At 60.6% G+C, this 17887-nt stretch carries 18 protein-coding genes; 11 read left to right on the top strand and 7 right to left on the bottom strand.

What is annotated here, in order from left to right; all coding sequences use genetic code 11:
* Positions 1 to 14 precede the first annotated feature (14 nt).
* Genes KBF66_RS05360 through KBF66_RS05345 form a run of 4 tightly spaced genes read right to left on the bottom strand, consistent with a single transcriptional unit; the run spans position 15 to position 2957 of the window.
* On the bottom strand, positions 15 to 674 hold the full coding sequence (locus KBF66_RS05360) for a PilX N-terminal domain-containing pilus assembly protein (RefSeq protein WP_296653473.1): 660 nt from the start codon (positions 672 to 674) through the stop codon (positions 15 to 17).
* 20 nt (positions 675 to 694) lie between these two features.
* Positions 695 to 1684 (bottom strand): PilW family protein, encoded by a 990-nt coding sequence (locus KBF66_RS05355; RefSeq protein WP_296653470.1) that lies wholly within the window; start codon positions 1682 to 1684, stop codon positions 695 to 697.
* Positions 1681 to 2331, bottom strand: coding sequence for a type IV pilus modification protein PilV (gene pilV, locus KBF66_RS05350; RefSeq protein ID WP_296653467.1), 651 nt, complete (start codon positions 2329 to 2331; stop codon positions 1681 to 1683). Before pilV ends, KBF66_RS05355 begins: the two co-directional genes overlap by 4 nt.
* On the bottom strand, positions 2319 to 2957 hold the full coding sequence (locus tag KBF66_RS05345; protein WP_296653464.1) for a GspH/FimT family pseudopilin: 639 nt from the start codon (positions 2955 to 2957) through the stop codon (positions 2319 to 2321). Before KBF66_RS05345 ends, pilV begins: the two co-directional genes overlap by 13 nt.
* A 76-nt stretch (positions 2958 to 3033) precedes the next feature.
* Here KBF66_RS05345 and ribD point away from each other — a divergent pair, with 76 nt between their 5' ends.
* Genes ribD through KBF66_RS05295 form a run of 10 tightly spaced genes read left to right on the top strand, consistent with a single transcriptional unit; the run spans position 3034 to position 10686 of the window.
* On the top strand, positions 3034 to 4149 hold the full coding sequence (gene ribD, locus KBF66_RS05340) for a bifunctional diaminohydroxyphosphoribosylaminopyrimidine deaminase/5-amino-6-(5-phosphoribosylamino)uracil reductase RibD (protein WP_296653462.1): 1116 nt from the start codon (positions 3034 to 3036) through the stop codon (positions 4147 to 4149).
* Between the two features lie 46 nt (positions 4150 to 4195).
* Positions 4196 to 4834: a riboflavin synthase gene (locus KBF66_RS05335; protein ID WP_296653459.1), complete on the top strand. Its 639-nt coding sequence runs from the start codon at positions 4196 to 4198 to the stop codon at positions 4832 to 4834.
* A gap of 34 nt (positions 4835 to 4868) precedes the next feature.
* Entirely contained in the window at positions 4869 to 5984 is a 1116-nt protein-coding gene (gene ribBA / locus KBF66_RS05330) for a bifunctional 3,4-dihydroxy-2-butanone-4-phosphate synthase/GTP cyclohydrolase II (RefSeq protein ID WP_296653456.1), read from the top strand.
* A 54-nt stretch (positions 5985 to 6038) separates the two neighbouring features.
* Entirely contained in the window at positions 6039 to 6515 is a 477-nt protein-coding gene (gene ribH / locus KBF66_RS05325; protein ID WP_296653453.1) for a 6,7-dimethyl-8-ribityllumazine synthase, read from the top strand.
* A complete protein-coding gene (nusB, locus tag KBF66_RS05320) occupies positions 6512 to 7057 on the top strand; it encodes a transcription antitermination factor NusB (protein ID WP_296653450.1) in 546 nt (181 codons plus the stop codon). The genes ribH and nusB overlap by 4 nt, the downstream gene beginning before the upstream one ends.
* A gap of 18 nt (positions 7058 to 7075) precedes the next feature.
* Positions 7076 to 8260, top strand: coding sequence for a pyridoxal phosphate-dependent aminotransferase (locus KBF66_RS05315; RefSeq protein ID WP_296653447.1), 1185 nt, complete (start codon positions 7076 to 7078; stop codon positions 8258 to 8260).
* Positions 8257 to 8670: a tol-pal system-associated acyl-CoA thioesterase gene (gene ybgC, locus KBF66_RS05310; protein ID WP_296653444.1), complete on the top strand. Its 414-nt coding sequence runs from the start codon at positions 8257 to 8259 to the stop codon at positions 8668 to 8670. Before KBF66_RS05315 ends, ybgC begins: the two co-directional genes overlap by 4 nt.
* Entirely contained in the window at positions 8667 to 9383 is a 717-nt protein-coding gene (gene tolQ, locus KBF66_RS05305; RefSeq protein WP_296653442.1) for a protein TolQ, read from the top strand. The genes ybgC and tolQ overlap by 4 nt, the downstream gene beginning before the upstream one ends.
* A gap of 28 nt (positions 9384 to 9411) precedes the next feature.
* Positions 9412 to 9831 (top strand): ExbD/TolR family protein, encoded by a 420-nt coding sequence (locus KBF66_RS05300; RefSeq protein WP_296653440.1) that lies wholly within the window; start codon positions 9412 to 9414, stop codon positions 9829 to 9831.
* A gap of 9 nt (positions 9832 to 9840) precedes the next feature.
* The gene (locus tag KBF66_RS05295) at positions 9841 to 10686 is read left to right on the top strand and encodes a cell envelope integrity protein TolA (RefSeq protein ID WP_296653438.1); all 846 of its coding nucleotides are present in this window, start codon (positions 9841 to 9843) and stop codon (positions 10684 to 10686) included.
* 50 nt (positions 10687 to 10736) lie between these two features.
* Here KBF66_RS05295 and dnaE read toward each other — a convergent pair whose 3' ends face one another.
* Entirely contained in the window at positions 10737 to 14291 is a 3555-nt protein-coding gene (dnaE, locus tag KBF66_RS05290) for a DNA polymerase III subunit alpha (RefSeq protein WP_296653434.1), read from the bottom strand.
* 34 nt (positions 14292 to 14325) lie between these two features.
* Between dnaE and KBF66_RS05285 the strand changes: the two genes are divergently transcribed.
* A complete protein-coding gene (locus KBF66_RS05285; RefSeq protein ID WP_296653428.1) occupies positions 14326 to 14976 on the top strand; it encodes a response regulator transcription factor in 651 nt (216 codons plus the stop codon).
* Here the strand turns inward: KBF66_RS05285 and KBF66_RS05280 are convergent.
* Positions 14970 to 16916, bottom strand: a complete 1947-nt coding sequence (locus KBF66_RS05280) for an ATP-binding protein (RefSeq protein ID WP_296653426.1) — start codon at positions 16914 to 16916, stop codon at positions 14970 to 14972. The two genes, KBF66_RS05285 and KBF66_RS05280, sit on opposite strands and share 7 nt — an antisense overlap.
* Positions 16913 to 17884: an ABC transporter substrate binding protein gene (locus tag KBF66_RS05275; protein ID WP_296653421.1), complete on the bottom strand. Its 972-nt coding sequence runs from the start codon at positions 17882 to 17884 to the stop codon at positions 16913 to 16915. Before KBF66_RS05275 ends, KBF66_RS05280 begins: the two co-directional genes overlap by 4 nt.
* Positions 17885 to 17887: the final 3 nt, after the last annotated feature.

Here is a 17887-nt window from a genome sequence, read left to right as displayed (position 1 = left end):
AAATCTCCTTGTCCTTAATCAAACGAAACATAACTTTGCAGCGCAATTTCTGCCTGTGCCGTGGCGCCAAAACCTCGGGCGGTCACGCGAAACAACCTCGCATCCGGGCTCAAGTTGATGAACTCGATCAGGTACTCGGGTTGTCGCACCACCCCCACCAAACGTGCCGTACCCGTGAACGTTCCCAAGGGAACAGCCCCGGTGAAGTTGCAATTCACGCCGACACCGGCGGTGTCGCTGGGCTTGTTGGCAATCAGGTTGTTCCAGAGGCCGCCCTTCTCGCCGTTGGGCCACCAGGGCTGGGGGTTGACCGGTGTGGCTGCCGTGGTGGTGTCAAAGTTGCTGGCGTCGTAGTAGGCTTTGGTGAAATAGCATTGGCCACGGGGGCAGGTGGCATCAAAGTACGGCGGTGCCAAAAGCAAGCCCCCCTCACGGTCTTCACCCCGCGCGCACAAGGCACCCGGTTGCGCCGCGCCGTTGGCAATGAACAAATCGCGCTCACCGTCACGCAATGCCGCTTCTGCGGCCTGCCGGGCAACCTGCGAATCCATCTGGTTGCGGCTCAGTGACTCACTGATCGTGGCGCGACGAATGCCCACCGTGGCCAGCAGAGAAATGACCGCCAGAAAGATCAACACGATCGGTAGTGAAATACCCTCGTGAGACGTTTTCATCTGCCGTAGACACTTGCCCATCATTGCACTCCGGTCAGCTGGTTGCGCACTGCCACGACACGGGTCAAGGCCTTGAGCAGTCTGCGGTCTGACGCCGGCTGGGTGATCAAATCACCCTCACAGTCCACATAGGTCTTGCTGACTCCGGCTGCCGAGTCGTTGCGACCACCGGTCAAAGACTCCATCAACAAACATACGCGCACTGCCGACACCCGTTGCCACGGGTTGAGGTCGTTGACGACCGGCAGCGCATTCACCTCGGTGGCGGTGTAAAAACGGCGTGGCGTTTCACCCAGAACACCATCGTGAACGGCATAACGAATGAGCATTTGCGATACACCCTCAAAGATCGGCTGGTAGGTATTGCCATCCGGATTGATGCCATTGCCGTTGCAGGAAAGACTGCCGGTGGTAATGGTTTTGGACGCTGCATTCCCCCCGCCACCTGCGCTGGCCTGGGAGTAACTGGTGCTGTTGATGGCAAAACGGCTCGAAACGAACATCGGCTGGCCCGCCGGCAAACCTGCATTGACCGGGTCCTGGTTGAGGTTGCCGTTGATGCAGTCGCGACTGACTGAGATGTTGCCGGTGCCGAGATCCGTCACCGCCGACGCGGAAAAGTAATTCAGCACAATGCTGTCGGGTGCATCGGGCACCGTGGCCTCGCACACCGCCGTGGCGGGCAGAAACTTGCCACCGCTGCAACCAAAAATACCCTGGTTGTAGGCCGGAGCCGCAGCGTTCTTGATGTTGGTATAAACACCGCGCAAATTCGGCGTCACGGCGCTGGTGATAGCCGCCGGATAGAAACCCGCCATCTGGATTTCGCGCGACAACATGTCCAGCGCCAGCTTGCCATCTTCGTTCATGCGGGACATGGCGTCGGTCGCATTGGCGGTACTTCGTACTGCAAGGTACGCCATGGTGGACGCCAATGCAATCACCAGGCCGATTGCCATCGACACCAGCAACTCGACCAAGGTCACACCGAATTGGCGACGCAACTTCATGGCAGCACCACCACACGGGTACAACGCACCCCGGCGGGCGCCTCAATCTCTGCTGGACAGCAATTTCTGGCGGCCGCAAGCTGTTCATTGCCGGCACATACGGGTGCGGTGGTCGGCGCGCCGGCTGTATCCACCAGCGACTTGTCGGCCCAGGCGACCGTCAGCGCGTACGCCAAGCTGCGCCCTGGCACACCTGTCTGCTGAACAAAGCCAACCCCTGCCGGAAAACTGTTGTGGATGTTGCGCCGCCAGAACGTCCGGGCAAAGGCGGCCAGCTGGTCGGCTGTACACACCTGCAAATCACAGTCCACATCGGGTACAAAATAAGAGGCGTCCTCGGTCGCCGCCAGTTCAGCGCTATAGGTGCGAACGGACTCGATCGTCGCAGGTGTCACCGTTGGCAACATCCGGATGCCGTCAGAAAAATCTGCGACCGATGAAGAAACCGCCGTCCTTGCCCAAGCGCCCTGTTCGTATCGCAGTGCGGCAGCCTGCAGGCCCATCATGCCCAGCAATCCAACCGACAGCACCAGAATGGACACCAGGACCTCGATCAGCGTGACGCCACGTTGATCCATCCGCCGCGGCGGCACACCGCTGCGGATCACGCTGCCCCTGATTCGCGAACTGGCACTTAGCTGGTACATCCGGTGCTCCCTCCGTATTCGCGCACAGTCACCCGCCCGGCAAAACTGACACAAATGGTGCGGGTATGTTTACTGCTGATGCCATCGGGCAGATGGCTCAAAGTGAGGTTAGCGTTGCCATTGGCGATCAGCACGCCGCGCGGATCAAAGACAAAAAACCGCCGCACCGTACCTGAGGGGGTGAGAAACTCGAAATCGGCGTAATCCCCGAGATGGGCAGACACCACATCGGTGTCCACCGGATCGGTGATGGCGGTGTTGCAGTTGGGCACGCGGAACACGATCCAGCCGCGTTGCCAGTCGTCGCCACTGCCGGCGCAGGTGGCCGTCATGCCGCTCGCGGCATTGTCGCTTTGGCAGATCTTGACGCAGGTGTTGGCACTGATCGCTTCCGAGCGGGCTCGGGTCATGTCCACCACGAAGGCCGAACTGATGGATGCACCCCGGCTCGACGCCATAAAGTCCATGAAGGACGGCACCGCTACCGACAGCAGAACACCCAGGACCGCAACCGTCACCATCAGTTCGATCAGGGTAAATCCGGCGCCCCGTGCGCGTCGGCGAGCGGCAAAGCGAGAGGGACGATCAGCAGGGTACATGGGAAATCGGATTGGGAGTGCGCTCATTTCAGCATAACCGGGTCGATTTGTGGCTACCATTCGTCATGCCAAGTCAACCATTTGTCGTGTACCAGCCGTCAGCATGAGCCCACTGTCACAAGCCTTGCGCCTGGCGCAGCAAAGTCTCAACCTCACTTCCCCAAACCCGCGCGTGGGTTGCGTGATCACCGACGCGCAGGGTCATCGCTTGGGCCAGGGTCACACGCAGCGCGCGGGTGGCCCCCATGCCGAAATCATGGCATTGCGCGACGCGCAATCACAGGGCCGGTCGGTCACCGATGCCACCGCCTACGTGACGCTGGAGCCCTGTTGCCACCACGGACGAACCGGTCCCTGCTGTGATGCGCTGGTTCAGGCCGGCATTGCCCGTGTGGTGGCAACCCATGCCGACCCCAATCCTCAGGTCGCGGGTCAGGGCTTTGCTCGGCTGCGCGCCGCTGGCATCGATGTCCAGGTGCTGGAGCCCGACGACCCGCTGGCGGTGCAGACACGCGAGCTCAACATTGGTTTCTTCAGTCGCATGATCCGCAAGACCCCCTGGGTCCGCATGAAGGTCGCGGCCTCTCTGGACGGTAAAACCGCCCTGCCCAATGGCCTCAGCCAATGGATCACTTCCGCCGAAGCGCGTGCCGACGGGCATGCCTGGCGTGCCCGTGCCTGCGCGCTGCTCACCGGCATCGGCACGTTACTAGCGGACGACCCCCTGCTGGACGTCCGACTGGTTCCCACGCAGCGCCAGCCTGGTCTGGTCATTGTCGACAGTGATCTGAGAACGCCGGTCAATGCTAAATGTTTTATAGCTAAAAGACCTTTATGGATATGCGCATCCGGCATCAATGATCAAAAGTCACAGCCACTTGGGGCGCATGGGGCCAGTTTGCTGCACTGGCCCAACGGTGAAGGCCGGGTGGACCTGGCCGCCTTGCTGGTGGACTTGGGCCGGCACGAGATCAATGAGTTACACGTCGAGGCCGGCCAGACCCTGAATGGTGCCCTGATCCAGGCTGGACTGGTCGATGAGCTTCTGCTTTACCTGGCGCCCAAACTGATCGGTCAGGGGGCGGACATGGCCAGCTTGGGTCCGCTGACCCAACTCTCCCAGGCCTTGAACCTTGACTTCTTGTCCGCTGAACGGGTCGGGCCGGACCTGCGCGTGGTGGCGCGGGTGACAGGGCGAGACCGCTTTTTGACGACCTGACTGCGCCTTCGCGTCCTGGCAGCAGTTTCCCTGCGAAAATAGCCGGATGTTTACAGGAATCATCACTGGCCTTGGCCAGATCACAAGCGTCCAGTCGCTGGGCGACAGCGCCACTCACGGCAAGCGCCTGACCATTGCCTGCCCACCGAACTATCTGGATGACGTGGCCCCGGGCGACAGCATTGCCCTCAATGGCGCCTGCATGACCGCCACCACCCTGGACCCGCAACAAGCGTCGTTCACCGTTGACATATCGGCCGAATCGCTCGACAAAACCACCGGGCTCGATACGCCTGGCACCGTCAACCTGGAAAAAGCGCTGCGTGCCCACGACCGGCTTGGTGGCCACCTGGTTTCAGGTCACGTGGACGGCATCGGCGAGGTCAGACGATTTGAGCAGTCTGGCGAGAGCTGGACGCTCGCCGTACGCACGCCCGCGATGCTGGGCAAGTACCTGGCCTACAAAGGGTCGATCACCATCAACGGTGTCAGTTTGACGGTCAACCAGGTTACGGATGAGACCGACGGGTGTTTGGTCTGCATCAACCTGATTCCCCACACCGTGCAAAACACCGCTTTGGGTCAACTGCAGGTCGGCCGTCGTGTCAACCTTGAGATTGACCTGATCGCGCGTTATGTCGAACGGATGCTCGGCACCCTTGGCCCCCAGTCCCGCCAGTTCTGAATCACATTTCACTCCCTTTTCATTTCCGATCCGTATGACAAACTTCCATCCCGTGGCGATTTCACCTGTTGAAGACATTGTGGCTGACATGCGCGCCGGGCGCATGGTGATTCTGGTCGACGAAGAGGACCGTGAAAACGAAGGTGACCTGGTCATGGCCGCCGAACACGTCAGCGCCGAGGCGGTCAACTTCATGGCCAGATTTGGCCGTGGACTGATTTGCCTGACACTGACGCAAGAGCGTTGTGAACGTTTGCAATTGCCCCCCATGACGGCGCGTAATGGCGACAAGAAAGGCACCGCATTCACGGTCTCGATTGAGGCAGCCGAAGGGGTCACCACCGGTATTTCGGCTGCGGATCGGGCTCGTACCATTCAGGCTGCCGTCGCCAAGAATGCCAGAGCCGAGGACCTGGTTCAGCCCGGCCATGTGTTCCCGTTACAGGCAGTCGAAGGCGGCGTTCTGATGCGCGCCGGACACACCGAGGCGGGCTGTGACCTGGCGGCGATGGCCGGCTGTCTGCCAGCCGCCATGATTTGCGAGATCATGAAAGACGACGGCACCATGGCGCGGCTGCCCGACTTGCAGGTTTTTGCTGGCGAGCATGGTCTCAAAATCGGCACCATTGCAGATCTGATCCATCACCGTAGCCGGGTTGAGTCGCTGGTGGAACACGTGGGCAGCCGCCCCCTGCGCACAGCAGCCGGCGAATTCACCGCCCATGCATTCAAGGACAAAACCGCACAAGGTGTCCATCTGGCACTGGTCAAAGGCAGTTGGGGTGAGGATGAAGCCGTTCTGGCGCGGGTGCATGAGCCCTTGTCGGTGTTGGATGCCCTCGAAGTGGGCCGCACCATGCACTCGTGGAGTCTGGACGCCAGTCTGGCGCGGGTGGCGGCTGAAGGCAAAGGTGTGGTCGTGTTCCTCAATTGTGGCGAAACCGGTGCACAACTGTTGGCGCAGTTTGGCGGGACCGCCATGGCCAGCCACGGCCCCCAGCGCGAGCGACTCGACCTGCGCAACTATGGCATCGGCGCACAAATCCTTCGCAGTGTCGGCGTGCACAAAATGTTGTTGCTGGGCACACCACGACGCATGCCCAGCATGACCGGTTACGGCCTGGAGATCGTCGGTTATCTCGCGCCCTGAACGCCTGTTTGTCAAGCTGCCCTACAACCTGTCTTTAACCCACTACCCATCGCCATGCTGATCGCAGACCAAGGCACCCCCGATGCCACCGACCCCCGCCTGAATGGCAAGAAACTCTCCATCGGCATTGTGCAGGCCCGCTTCAATGCGGACATTACCAATACGCTGGCACAGGCTTGCCAGGATGAGCTGCTGGCACTGGGCGTGCCCGCCAAACAGATCCGGCTGGTGCAGGTGCCCGGCGCACTCGAGGTCCCGGTGGCCCTGATGGCGTTGGCCGAGAAGCTGGAGTTTGACGCCCTAATCGCTTTGGGCTGCATCATCCGTGGCGAAACCTACCACTTTGAGTTGGTGGCCAACGAATCAGGTGCGGGTGTCAGTCGCGTGGCGCTGGACTATCAGATACCGGTTGCCAATGCCATTCTGACCACTGAAAATCTGGAACAGGCCCTTGCCAGACAGACCGACAAAGGTCGCGACGCGGCACGTGTGGCGGTCGAAATGGCCAATTTGCTGAAAGACCTTGCATGAACGAGCCCAGCCACCCGGCCTCCCCGAGCGCCACCAAACGGCCACCCCGCCAGTCGCGCAAAGGCCTGACCAGCACCGGCGCACGCAAGGCGGCCAGCAAGTCACCGCGTTCGCGCAGCCGCGAATTTGCTTTGCAGGCACTCTACCAACTGATGGTTGGCAAGAATCCGGCCACTGAGGTGGATCTTTTCACGCGTGATCTCGCCGGCTTTGCCAAGGCAGATACGATTCACTTCGATGCCTTGTTGCATGGTTGTGCGGCTCAAGCCAGCGCCCTGGACGCCAGCATCACGCCTGTGCTCGACCGCCCGCTGACAGAAATTTCGCCGGTTGAACATGCCGTCATGTGGATCGGTGTATATGAGCTGCAACATTGCCTGGATGTGCCCTGGCGCGTTGTACTCAATGAATGCATTGAACTTGCCAAAGAATTTGGCGGCACCGACGGGCACAAGTACGTGAATGCCGTGCTCAACGCGTTGGCACTACAGTTGCGCCCGGCAGAAGTCAATGCCGACCGCCCCCCCGGCACCCGCAACTGACCCTTGGTCACACCGGTCATGAGAGTTTCGCAGCGCGCGCAGCGCATCGAGCCGTTTTATGTGATGGAAATCGCCAAGGCTGCCCATGCCCTGTCAGGCCAACTGGCGGATACCGACGCACCGATGATCCTGCTCAATATCGGAGAACCCGATTTCACCGCGCCGCCGCTGGTACGGGAGGCCGCCGAGCGCGCCATCCGGGATGGTCGCACCCAGTACACAGCGGCGACCGGCCTGCCCGAACTGCGCGAGCGCATCAGCCACTGGTACCAATCGCGCTTTGGACTTGATGTTGCACCTGGGCGTATTGTGGTGACCGCAGGTGCGTCGGCCGCGTTGCAATTGGCCTGTCTGGCCTTGCTGGAGGTGGGAGATGAGGTGCTGATGCCCGACCCCAGCTACCCCTGCAACCGGCATTTTGTGTCGGCAGCCGATGCCACGGCGGTGCTCATTCCCACCACGCCTGCCGAGCGGTTTCAGCTCAGTGCCGATAAAGTCCGGCAGCACTGGTCAGCGCAGACCCGCGGGGTGTTGCTGGCCTCGCCGTCCAATCCGACCGGGACGTCGATTGCCCCCGCGGAGCTGCGCGACATCCATGCCGTGGTGAGTCAACGCGGCGGCATCACGCTGATCGACGAGATTTATCTGGGTCTTAGCCATGACGCGGCGTACGAACACAGCGCCTTGTCACTGGACCCGCAAATCATTAGCATCAACAGCTTCAGCAAGTACTTCAACATGACCGGTTGGCGCCTGGGCTGGCTGGTGCTGCCCGAAGCACTGGTGCCGGTGGTTGAGCGCCTGGCACAGAATCTGTTCATTTGCCCGAGCACCATCGCCCAGTACGCGGCACTGGCCTGTTTTGAGAGTGCCAGCCTGACCGAGTACGAACGTCGACGCGCTGAGTTCAAAGCGCGTCGTGATTACTTTGTGCCAGCCCTCAACAGTCTGGGCCTGAACGTACCAATGATGCCGGATGGCGCTTTCTACGCCTGGGCCGATTGCAGCGCTGCCTGTGACAGGCTGGGCGTTCAGGGCAGCTGGGAACTGGCTTTCGAAATCATGCAACGCGCCCATGTCGCGGTAACGCCCGGGCGAGATTTTGGTCAGGCCGACAGCGGCCGGTTCATCCGCTTTTCCACCGCCAGCGCGATGCCGCAGCTGGTGGAAGCCGTCCGTCGTCTGCGCCACCTGCTGGCATGATGCTTGGCGGCACGTTCAATTGGCCGGTGCGGGTGTACTGGGAAGATACCGATGCCGGTGGCATCGTCTATTACGCCAACTATCTGAAGTTTTTCGAGCGCTCCCGTACCGAATGGCTGCGCGCCCTGGGTATTGCGCAACAAAGCCTGCGTGAAAAAACCGGTGGGATGTTTGTCGTCAGCCAGGCGGCGGTCAAATACCTGAAAAGTGCGCATCTCGACGATGAACTATTGGTTACAACTTCGCTGCTCGAAGCCGGGCGTGCGTCAATGACAATCCGGCAACAGGCGTTGCGCAAGCAGGGTGATGCCCTTGTCCTCCTGTGCGAAGCCAGCATTCGCGCCGGTTGGGTCAACGCCGATGGCAAACCTGCCAGAATCCCCCCAGAAATCCTCCAAACCCTGTCATGAATCAAGAACTCTCCATCCTGCACTTGGTGCTCAACGCCAGCATTGTGGTGCAACTGGTGATGCTGTTGCTGATCAGTATCTCGATCGCCAGTTGGGCTGCCATTTTCCGCAAACTGTTCTCGCTGGGCAAAGTGAAGTCACTCAACGATGCCTTTGAGCGCGAGTTCTGGTCGGGTGCCAGCCTGAACGACCTGTTCCTGGCCGCCACCAAAAACGCCCGCGCAGCCGGACCCATGGAGCGCATTTTTGCCAGCGGTATGCGCGAATTCCAGAAACTGCGTGAACGCCGCATCGCCGATCCCGGCACCCTGATGGACGGTGCACGCCGCGCCATGCGCGCCAGTTTTCAGCGCGAGATGGACGTGGTGGAGACCCACCTCAGCTTCCTCGCGTCGGTGGGTTCGGTCTCCCCCTATGTGGGCCTGTTTGGTACCGTCTGGGGCATCATGCACGCCTTCACCGGGCTGGCCGCGCTGACACAGGTCACTCTGGCCACCGTGGCACCCGGTATTGCCGAGGCCCTGGTGGCGACGGCCATCGGCCTGTTTGCCGCCATTCCTGCCGTGGTGGCCTATAACCGCTTCGCGCGCGATATCGACCGCATTGCCATCCGGCTGGAGACTTTTATGGAGGAGTTCTCCAACATCCTGCAGCGCAATGTGGGTGCTCAACAGGTTGCGGCCGCACCTGCCGCTGCAGCGACTACGCGTTAATACCCCTTCGCTTAACGGACACACCAGCATGCCATCAGTCGCTCACCGTGGACGGGGTCGCCGCACCATCAACGAGATCAACATGGTGCCATTCATTGATGTCATGTTGGTGTTACTCATCATTTTCATGGTGACCGCCCCGCTGATAGCGCCCAGTGTGATCGATCTGCCCAGTGTTGGCAAAGCGGCCAAGCAGCCTGACCAGGTGGTGCAAATCATCATCGGCAAGGACGAGATATTGCAGATCAAGCTCAAAGACAGCACAAGCCCGGCCACCCTGAAGCAACTGGCAGCGGCGATCCGGCGCGAGCAGTCGGCTGTCCCCAACACGGCCGTGGTGATCAGTGCTGACAAGACTGTCAAGTACGAGGCGGTGGTGCGGGTGATGGACACACTGCAACGTGGCGGCATCCATCGGGTGGGTTTGTCGGTTCAGCTGGCACCTTGACGGCCCGTCATGCAAGCAGTCGCCCACCGCCACGAATTTGCGCCTCCGGCCACCCCGGGGCTGTTGCGCGCTCTGGCACTGGCGGTGCTGGCGCATGCCTTTTTGCTGGCCGCCCTGACGTGGGGGGTTCAATGGAAACACCAGGCGCAAGTGGCCAGTTTTGAAGCCGAGTTGTGGTCGTCTCTGCCCATTGAGGCTGCGCCCCCACCACCGATCGAAACATTACAGCCAGTCGAACCCGAGCCCATCGTACCCAAACCGGCACCTCCTGACGTCGAACCGGAGCCACTGCCCCCCTCCGCCAAGGTCGACATTGCCCTGGCGCGCGAGAAAGAACGGCAGAAAAAACTGGAGCAAGCCCAGCTCGAAAAGCAGCGGCTGGAGCAGCAGCGGGAAGAGAAACTACAGGAGACCAAGCGCCGTCAGGCGCAGCTGAAACTCAAGGAAGCCCAGGACAAAAAGGAAGCCGACAAGGCAGCCAGACAGCTGGAGGAACAACGCAGCAGGAATCTGGCGCGCATGGCCGGCATGGCCGGTGCCACGGGTGCTGCCGAGGCCAACGGCACGGCACAACGGTCCTCGGGTCCGTCGGCCAGTTACGCGGGCCGGATCCGTGCCCGCATCAAACCCAACATCGTGTTTACCCGAGACATTGCTGGCAATCCGACTGCCGAAGTGGAAGTGCGCACCTCGCCCGACGGCACCATCGTGGGGCGCAAGCTGCTTCAATCCAGCGGGGTTGCCGCCTGGGACGAGGCCGTTCTGCAAGCCATCGACAAAACCGAAGTATTGCCGCGCGACATCGATGGCCGCGTGCCGCCACTGCTGGAAATCAGTTTCAGACCCAAAGACTAGCTATTTTTTGTAGCTAGAAAAGCATACTGCATAAGCGCTAGAGGCAAATTTCATTCATAAATGATTTCGGTGGAGCCAGGTGCCGCCTGAGCCCACCAGCTGGCGAGCGCTGCATCGCTGGGGTAAAAGCGGGCGCGTTCATCGAGTTGCATCTCGGCACTGGCGGCACCATCCACACCCACACAGTGCAACTTCAGTCGCACGCCCAGACCATGCCATAGTTCACCTTGCTCGGTGGTCTCGCGCTGTGCCGGAAAGTCCTTGAGCAAGCGCGCCACATCCGGCAAGCGCTGCGATGGCGCCAGACGCACCTGCAAATGTTTGCCAAAGCGGCAGCGGGCCGCCTCCAGGCTCCACACCTGCTGCACCGTCAATTGCAGACCGCCCGAGAACCGGTCGGGTTGCACCTTGCCCATCACGATGATCAGTTCATCGTCTTTGAACAAACCCTTGTGGGCGTTAATCAGCGACTCTTCGGCGCGGGCATCGATCAGCCCGGACTTGTCGTCCAGTTTGAACAGGGCAAGCTTGCCACGCTGGCCATTGATCACCCGAAAGTCCGTCACGATCCCCGCCAGCAGTTGCGGCTCGCGGGTGTCGAGCAGATCGCCGATTTCGCGCTTGGCAAAGCGGCGCACTTCGGGTGCCACCTCATCAAACAGATGGCCCGACAGGTAAAAACCCAGCGCTGTCTTTTCGTAGGTCAGCGTCTCTTTCACACCCCAGGGGGTGGCGGACACCAGATCGGGCTCACGGGTACTTGAGCCGTGACTGTCATCGCCCAAATCGAACAGACTGCACTGGTTGGCATTGGCCAAAGCGGCTGCACCAAAGTCAAACGCCAGATCCACACTGGCCAACATACTGGCGCGATGGCGGCTCAGGCAGTCAAACGCGCCAGCCTTGATCAGGGCTTCAACCGTGCGTTTGTTGATACGACTGCGATCCACCCGGGCACAAAAATCAAACACACTCTTGAATGGCCCTTTCATGTCACCCAACGGGCCAACGCCCTTGCCATCGCGCGCAGCCACAATGGCCTCGATCGCCTGCTCGCCACTGCCCTTGACAGCGCTCAGTCCATAACGGATCACCTGGTCTGACACCGGCTCAAAACGGCTCACGCCACGATTGACGTCAGGCGGCTCAAAGCGGATGCCCATCCTGATGGCGTCTTCCAGCAAAACCTTGAGTTTGTCGGTGTCATCCATTTCCACCGTCATATTGGCGCAGAAGAACTCAGCGGTGTAGTGCACCTTGAGCCAGGCCGTGTGGTAGGCCAGCAAAGAATAGGCGGCGGCGTGGCTCTTGTTGAAACCATAACCGGCAAACTTCTCCATCAAATCAAAGATTTCGTCAGCCTTGGCCTGATCGATGGCGTTCTTGGCTGCACCGTCACGAAATATCTGGCGATGTCGCGCCATTTCGTCAGCGTCTTTCTTACCCATGGCACGGCGCAGCATGTCGGCACCACCCAGGCTGTAGCCACCCAGAATCTGGGCAGTCTGCATCACCTGCTCCTGGTAGACCATGATGCCGTAGGTCTCGGAGAGCATCTCCGCGACCAGCGGGTGCGGGTAAATCACCTCCTCACGCCCATGCTTGCGAGCCACAAAACTCGGGATCAGGTCCATCGGACCCGGCCGGTACAACGCGTTCAGGGCGATCAGGTCTTCCAGGCGTGTCGGTTTGGCGTCACGCAACATGCCCTGCATGCCACGGGATTCGAACTGGAACACCGCCTCGGTCTTGCCCTCCTGAAACAACTTGTAGGTGGCCTTGTCGTCCAGAGGCAGGTTCTCAAAGGCAAATTTCTCTTGTCCCGGGTGGCGTTTGACAATGAACTCGCGCGCAATCTCCAGAATCGTGAGGGTAGCCAGCCCCAAGAAGTCAAACTTGACCAGGCCCACCGCCTCCACGTCGTTTTTGTCGTACTGGCTCACCGCCGAATCGCTGCCGGGCTGCTGGTAGAGCGGACAAAAGTCGGTGAGCTTGCCCGGCGCGATCAGCACGCCGCCGGCGTGCATGCCGATGTTGCGCGTCATGCCCTCGAGCTTGCGTGCCAGCTCCAGCAAGGTGCGCACGTCTTCTTCTTTGGCCTCACGCTCGGCCAGAATCGGCTCGGCCTCGCTGGCATAAACCAGTTTGTCATCCTTTTTGTGGCCCGGCGGCGGCAGTTGCAGGGTCACGGCCACGCCCGGCTTGTTGGGGATGAGCTTGCTGATGCCGTCGCAAAAGGTGTAACTCATGTCCAGCACCCGGCCCACGTCGCGGATGGCGGCGCGAGCCGCCATGGTGCCAAAAGTGGCGATCTGGCTCACCGCATTCTTGCCGTATTTGTCTTTCACATAGTCAATCACACGGTCGCGATTGCTCTGGCAGAAGTCGATGTCAAAGTCGGGCATCGACACCCGCTCAGGGTTCAAGAAACGCTCAAACAGCAGCTTGTACTGCAGCGGGTCAAGGTCGGTGATTTTGAGCGCATAGGCGACCAGACTGCCCGCCCCCGAACCGCGCCCCGGACCGACCGGGCAGCCGTTGTTTTTGGCCCAGTTGATGAAGTCGCCCACTATCAGAAAGTAGCCCGGAAACCCCATTTTCAGGATGGTACCCAGCTCGAACTCCAGTCGCTCCACATAACGTGGCATCTCGGCTGCGCGTCGTGCCGCATCCGGGTAAAGGTGTGCCATGCGCTCTTTCAGGCCTTCATGCGAGGCGTATCGGAAGTACGCGTCGGGTGCCATCACCACACCATTGACGGCGGGTATCGGAAACTCCGGCAACTGCGGTTTTCCCAGAACCAGACTCAGGTTGCAACGTCTGGCAATCTCCATCGTGTTGCTGATGGCGCTGGGCAGGTCGGCGAACAACTCGCACATCTGGGCCGTGGTCTTGAAGTATTGCTCGCGGGTGAAACGGCGCACCCGCCGCGGATTGGCCAGTATTTCACCTTCGGCAATACAGACTCGGGCTTCATGAGCTTCAAAATCCTCGGCGGCGGCAAACTGTATCGGGTGCGTGGCCACGGCCGGCAAACCCAGTCGCTGCGCCAATTGCACCGTCTGGGTCACCAAGGCGTCATCGTCAGCTCGCCCGGCACGTTGCAGTTCAAGGTAAAAGCGGTGCACAAACACACCTGCGAGCTGCATGGCCGTCTGTAGCGCCCGTTCTTCATCGCCTTGCAGCAGTGCCTGTCCCACCGGGCCGGCCTGTGCCCCTGACAGGCAGATCAGCCCGTCACTGAGCTCCTGCAGCCAGGCCAGACTGACCACTGCCTGCGTCTTGCTGGCGCTGCGGGTCCAGGCACGTGCCAATAGTTCCGACAAATTGAGGTAGCCGGCGTGGTTTTGCACCAACAGCACCAGGCGCGAAAGTGGTGCACTGTCCTGGACGGACCCTTCAAACCACACTTCAGCGCCGATAATCGGCTTGACGCCACGCTTGCGCCCTTCTTTGTAAAACTTGATAGCACCAAACAGATTGCCCAAATCCGTGATGGCCAACGCGGGTTGCTGATCGCCGGCAGCCAGCCTGACGCTGTCATCGATGCGTGTGGTTCCATCAATGACAGAAAATTCGGTGTGTAGGCGCAAGTGAACAAACATAACCTGCATTGTAGAAAAGCAGTTGGAGCGCATCTTGAAGATTCTGGTCGTTGACGATCACGCCCTGGTTCGCGAAGGCCTGTGTCAGGTATTACAGGGACTTGACCCGGACGACCCGACACTTGTGTTGCAGGCATCCCACTGCACCGAGGCCTTTGCGCTTGCATCCCAACATCCTGACATCGATCTGGTGCTGTTGGACTACCATCTGCCCGACATGGACGGTCTGGCTGCTTTGGCAGTGTTTGGCAAGAAACACCCTGAACTGCCGGTGGTGATCCTGTCAGGTTCGGCCAATCCCAGCATTGCGCGTCGGGTCATGGCCAATGGCGCTGCCGGCTTTATCACCAAGTCTGGTCGGAGCGACGAACTATTGGGTGCCCTGCACCATGTCCTTGCGGGTGGCATTTATGAGTCTCAGGAGTTTGGCGGCACGGTGCCGGCCCGTGAGGTTCAGCCGATCAGCCTGCCTCCTGTTTTTACGCCCCGACAGGAAGAGGTCTTGGCGCTGCTACTCGCCGGATACAGCAACCGGGAAATCAGCGAACAACTGAGCCTGTCCGATGAAACAGTGAAAAATCACGTCTCAAGTATCCTGCGCGGATTCGGTGTCAAGACCCGGATGCAGGCTGCACTCGAGGCCGCGCGCTGGGGCTATGTCAAAGTGCCGGGCGGCGTTCATTGATGGACATCGGGTAGCGTCAGCAGTCGGCGCAGCAGCGTACGAAGTTTGGCTGGTCGCACCGGTTTGTGCAGCAAGGTCATGCCGGCCTGTTGCGCCGCCTGGATCAAATCGAGGCTGGTATCGCCACTCACCAGGCAAGCCGGAATCGACCGACCCAGGTGCACGCGCAAAGCTCGCACAACGGCAATACCATTTTGCCCGCCTTCAAGCCGATAGTCACTGATGATGACCCCGGGTTGTGGCCCGCTTGACAGCAGTTGTATCGCCTGGTACTCATCGCGGGCTGCCAGCACCGTCACCTGCCAGCCGTCCAGTAGTGCGGTCAATGCGGCGCGCACCATGGCGTCATCTTCGATCACCAGAATGCAGGCGCCGACCAACCCGTCAGTCGCAGGTAAACCAGGCAAAATCGGGGTCGTCGCCCGCGCCGGTGCATCAATCCTTGGCAATGACAGACCAAAACGGCTGCCGCGTCCCGGCACCGAGTGCAGTTGCACGGCCGCAAGACCGAGCAGCTCTGCCGTGCGTCGCACGATGTTCAAGCCCAAGCCCAAACCCTTGGTGCGGTCACGCGCCGCATTGCCCACCTGGTAAAACTCGGCAAACACCTGAGCCTGGTGCTCAGGGGCAATGCCAATGCCGGTGTCCCAGACCTGCAAAAGCACCGTCTTCCCGGTGTCACAGGGCCTTGCCGAAATCAGCACACCGCCGTGTGAGGTGTAGCGCACCGCGTTGGCGGTCAGGTTCAGCAGCATCCGGTAGACCAGTGTGGGGTCGCTGCGCACCCAAAGAGGCGTTGGACGGATGCGAAGACGCAAGCCTTTTTCTGCCGCCTGTCCGCCCAGATCGTGCGCCAGTTGCGACAGCAAGGGAGTCAGCGCAAAAGGCTGCATGTTCACCGGTACGGCACCCGCCTCAAGGCGCGACATATCCAGCAGGCCGTCCAGCAGGTTTTGCATCGCCAGCACCGAGGCCTCCAACTGACCAACCAGTTGAACCCCCGCCGTGTCGTGTTGCAACTGCGCCAGACGGGTGACAAACAGGCCCAGTGCATGGACGGGTTGCCGCAGGTCATGACTGGCCGCGGCGAGAAACCGCGACTTGGCCAGATTGGCATGCTCGGCCTCGTCTTTTTTCTCACGCAACGCCTGGGTTGCAACCTGCACCTGCTGCTGCAGGTCTTCACGGGCCAGCGCCAGCTGGCCGGCCATCTGCCGCAACTGCTGCTGAAGCCCTTGCAATGGGTCGTTAGCGGGCAGCGCGGTCAGCACGGCCTGTGCCTCCCTGAAATTACCGCTGCCGATTTGTCCGATGAGATGTGACACGCGTTGAATGGGCCGAATCACACCACGGCTGAGCAGCAAGGCCAGCAACAGCCCAAAAACCAGACCAAGGGCGCCGATCAAGGCACCAAGGAGCCACATGTTCCGGATTTTCCGATCCAGGGCGTGGCGTGAAAACGCCAGTTGCACCTGGCCCAGTTGCGCCGACATCTGAGAAAAATAATGGGATCGACTCTCGTAAAGGTCGTCGAGTTGCACACCGCCACTCCAGATGGGTTGGGCGAGCCAGTCAAGGCGGTTAACCGCGTCAAACGCCAAGGTCTCCGTGGCACCAAACACCAGGGTATTGTGACCATGGTCCTCACCGGCGCTGACCAGTTTGACCCCCTGCCGGTCATAGACCGCGACCCAACGCACGTCTGGTTCTTGCATCACCCCGGTCAACAGAACCTGCAACTGCTGCGTGTTGGCAGAAAAAAGGCCATATTCACTGGCCAGTGCCACTTGCCGTGCCAGCGCGCGTGTGCGCAATGCATAAGACTCCTGCAAATCATCAAACCGCGCCATCATGAACACCAGTGCCAGCACCGTACTGACCAGTGCCACCGGCAACAGGGCCACCAGCAACATGCGGGACCGGATGTCAAGTACCCTCATGGCCGATGCCGTCCCAATTTGAGAACCTGCCGCAGGTCCTGTGATTGCAGATCGAAGCCGAGCACACGGGCCACATGCGGGTTGACGATGACTTCAAAATCGTCAGGTTCCAGCGCACTGGTGGGCAGCGGGTTACCGGCGAGCACATCGCGGACCAATCCAGCCGTCTGTATACCCACCTGCACCGGCGTCGTGTGCAGGGACAACAAGGCACCAGCGCGCGTGTAAGCCGGGGAGAAACCCACCAGCGGCACCCGCGCCCGAAACGCCGCCAGCAGAATGTTCTGGATACTGTTGTTGTTGAAAACCGCCGGGTCAGCCAGTGCCAGCAAAACATCGCTGTCCGCCAGCACTTGCGCCAGCGCGGAAAACACCCCGTTGGCCGGGTCTACCTGCGCGCTGGCAAGCCTGAAACCATGCTCGCCCACCAACACCTTCAGTGCGGGCAGTCTACTGACCGACTCCGGACCCAGCAGCACGCCCAGCCGCTGCACTTTTGGCAGAGCCAGATGCACCAGCTCCAACTGCCTCTCCAGCGGCTGATCCAGATACAGGGCAGAAAATCTACTCGAAGTGCGCCGGCCACTGACACGCAGCACCCGCTGGAAACTGCCGCGCGGAATCAGCGCACAAATCACGGGTGCCGGGCCGTTGTGGGTCGCCAGCAGTTCGGCTGCCTCAACCCCAAGCGCCACCGCCACCTGCCCGATGGGAGGGCCACCCGGCAACGCCGAAATGGCCTTGAACTCGGCCGCCTGCAATTGCCGGATACGCGACGTCGGTACGCCGGACTGCGCCAGAGACAGGATCAACGACGTCGCAGCCTCAACGTAGGCCGACGAGGTGTCGCTGCTGACCAGCAAGACAGCGACTTCACCCGTCTGCTCGGACCGCGATTGCGCCAAGGCATCAAACCCGGGCACCCAGAGAATCTGGGCACCGGCCTTGAGGCACAGTCGGCGCTGCATCGA

The organism is Rhodoferax sp., assembly GCF_018063565.1.
GTDB lineage: Bacteria > Pseudomonadota > Gammaproteobacteria > Burkholderiales > Burkholderiaceae_C > Rhodoferax.
Note: the sequence above shows the minus strand (reverse complement) of the source record. Positions and strands in the feature narration are given on the sequence as shown.

Bases quoted from the DNA above. Each gene is read 5' to 3' on its own strand.
- KBF66_RS05300 (WP_296653440.1), top strand. From the start codon at position 9,412: ATGCCATCAGTCGCTCACCGTGGACGGGGTCGCCGCACCATCAACGAG.
- ribH (WP_296653453.1), top strand. From the start codon at position 6,039: ATGCTGATCGCAGACCAAGGCACCCCCGATGCCACCGACCCCCGCCTG.
- dnaE (WP_296653434.1), bottom strand. From the start codon at position 14,291: ATGTTTGTTCACTTGCGCCTACACACCGAATTTTCTGTCATTGATGGA.
- KBF66_RS05275 (WP_296653421.1), bottom strand. From the start codon at position 17,884: ATGCAGCGCCGACTGTGCCTCAAGGCCGGTGCCCAGATTCTCTGGGTG.
- pilV (WP_296653467.1), bottom strand. From the start codon at position 2,331: ATGTACCAGCTAAGTGCCAGTTCGCGAATCAGGGGCAGCGTGATCCGC.
- ribBA (WP_296653456.1), top strand. From the start codon at position 4,869: ATGACAAACTTCCATCCCGTGGCGATTTCACCTGTTGAAGACATTGTG.
- tolQ (WP_296653442.1), top strand. From the start codon at position 8,667: ATGAATCAAGAACTCTCCATCCTGCACTTGGTGCTCAACGCCAGCATT.
- KBF66_RS05315 (WP_296653447.1), top strand. From the start codon at position 7,076: ATGAGAGTTTCGCAGCGCGCGCAGCGCATCGAGCCGTTTTATGTGATG.
- KBF66_RS05295 (WP_296653438.1), top strand. From the start codon at position 9,841: ATGCAAGCAGTCGCCCACCGCCACGAATTTGCGCCTCCGGCCACCCCG.
- KBF66_RS05355 (WP_296653470.1), bottom strand. From the start codon at position 1,684: ATGAAGTTGCGTCGCCAATTCGGTGTGACCTTGGTCGAGTTGCTGGTG.
- ybgC (WP_296653444.1), top strand. From the start codon at position 8,257: ATGATGCTTGGCGGCACGTTCAATTGGCCGGTGCGGGTGTACTGGGAA.
- ribD (WP_296653462.1), top strand. From the start codon at position 3,034: ATGAGCCCACTGTCACAAGCCTTGCGCCTGGCGCAGCAAAGTCTCAAC.
- KBF66_RS05345 (WP_296653464.1), bottom strand. From the start codon at position 2,957: ATGAGCGCACTCCCAATCCGATTTCCCATGTACCCTGCTGATCGTCCC.
- KBF66_RS05335 (WP_296653459.1), top strand. From the start codon at position 4,196: ATGTTTACAGGAATCATCACTGGCCTTGGCCAGATCACAAGCGTCCAG.
- KBF66_RS05280 (WP_296653426.1), bottom strand. From the start codon at position 16,916: ATGAGGGTACTTGACATCCGGTCCCGCATGTTGCTGGTGGCCCTGTTG.
- KBF66_RS05360 (WP_296653473.1), bottom strand. From the start codon at position 674: ATGAAAACGTCTCACGAGGGTATTTCACTACCGATCGTGTTGATCTTT.
- nusB (WP_296653450.1), top strand. From the start codon at position 6,512: ATGAACGAGCCCAGCCACCCGGCCTCCCCGAGCGCCACCAAACGGCCA.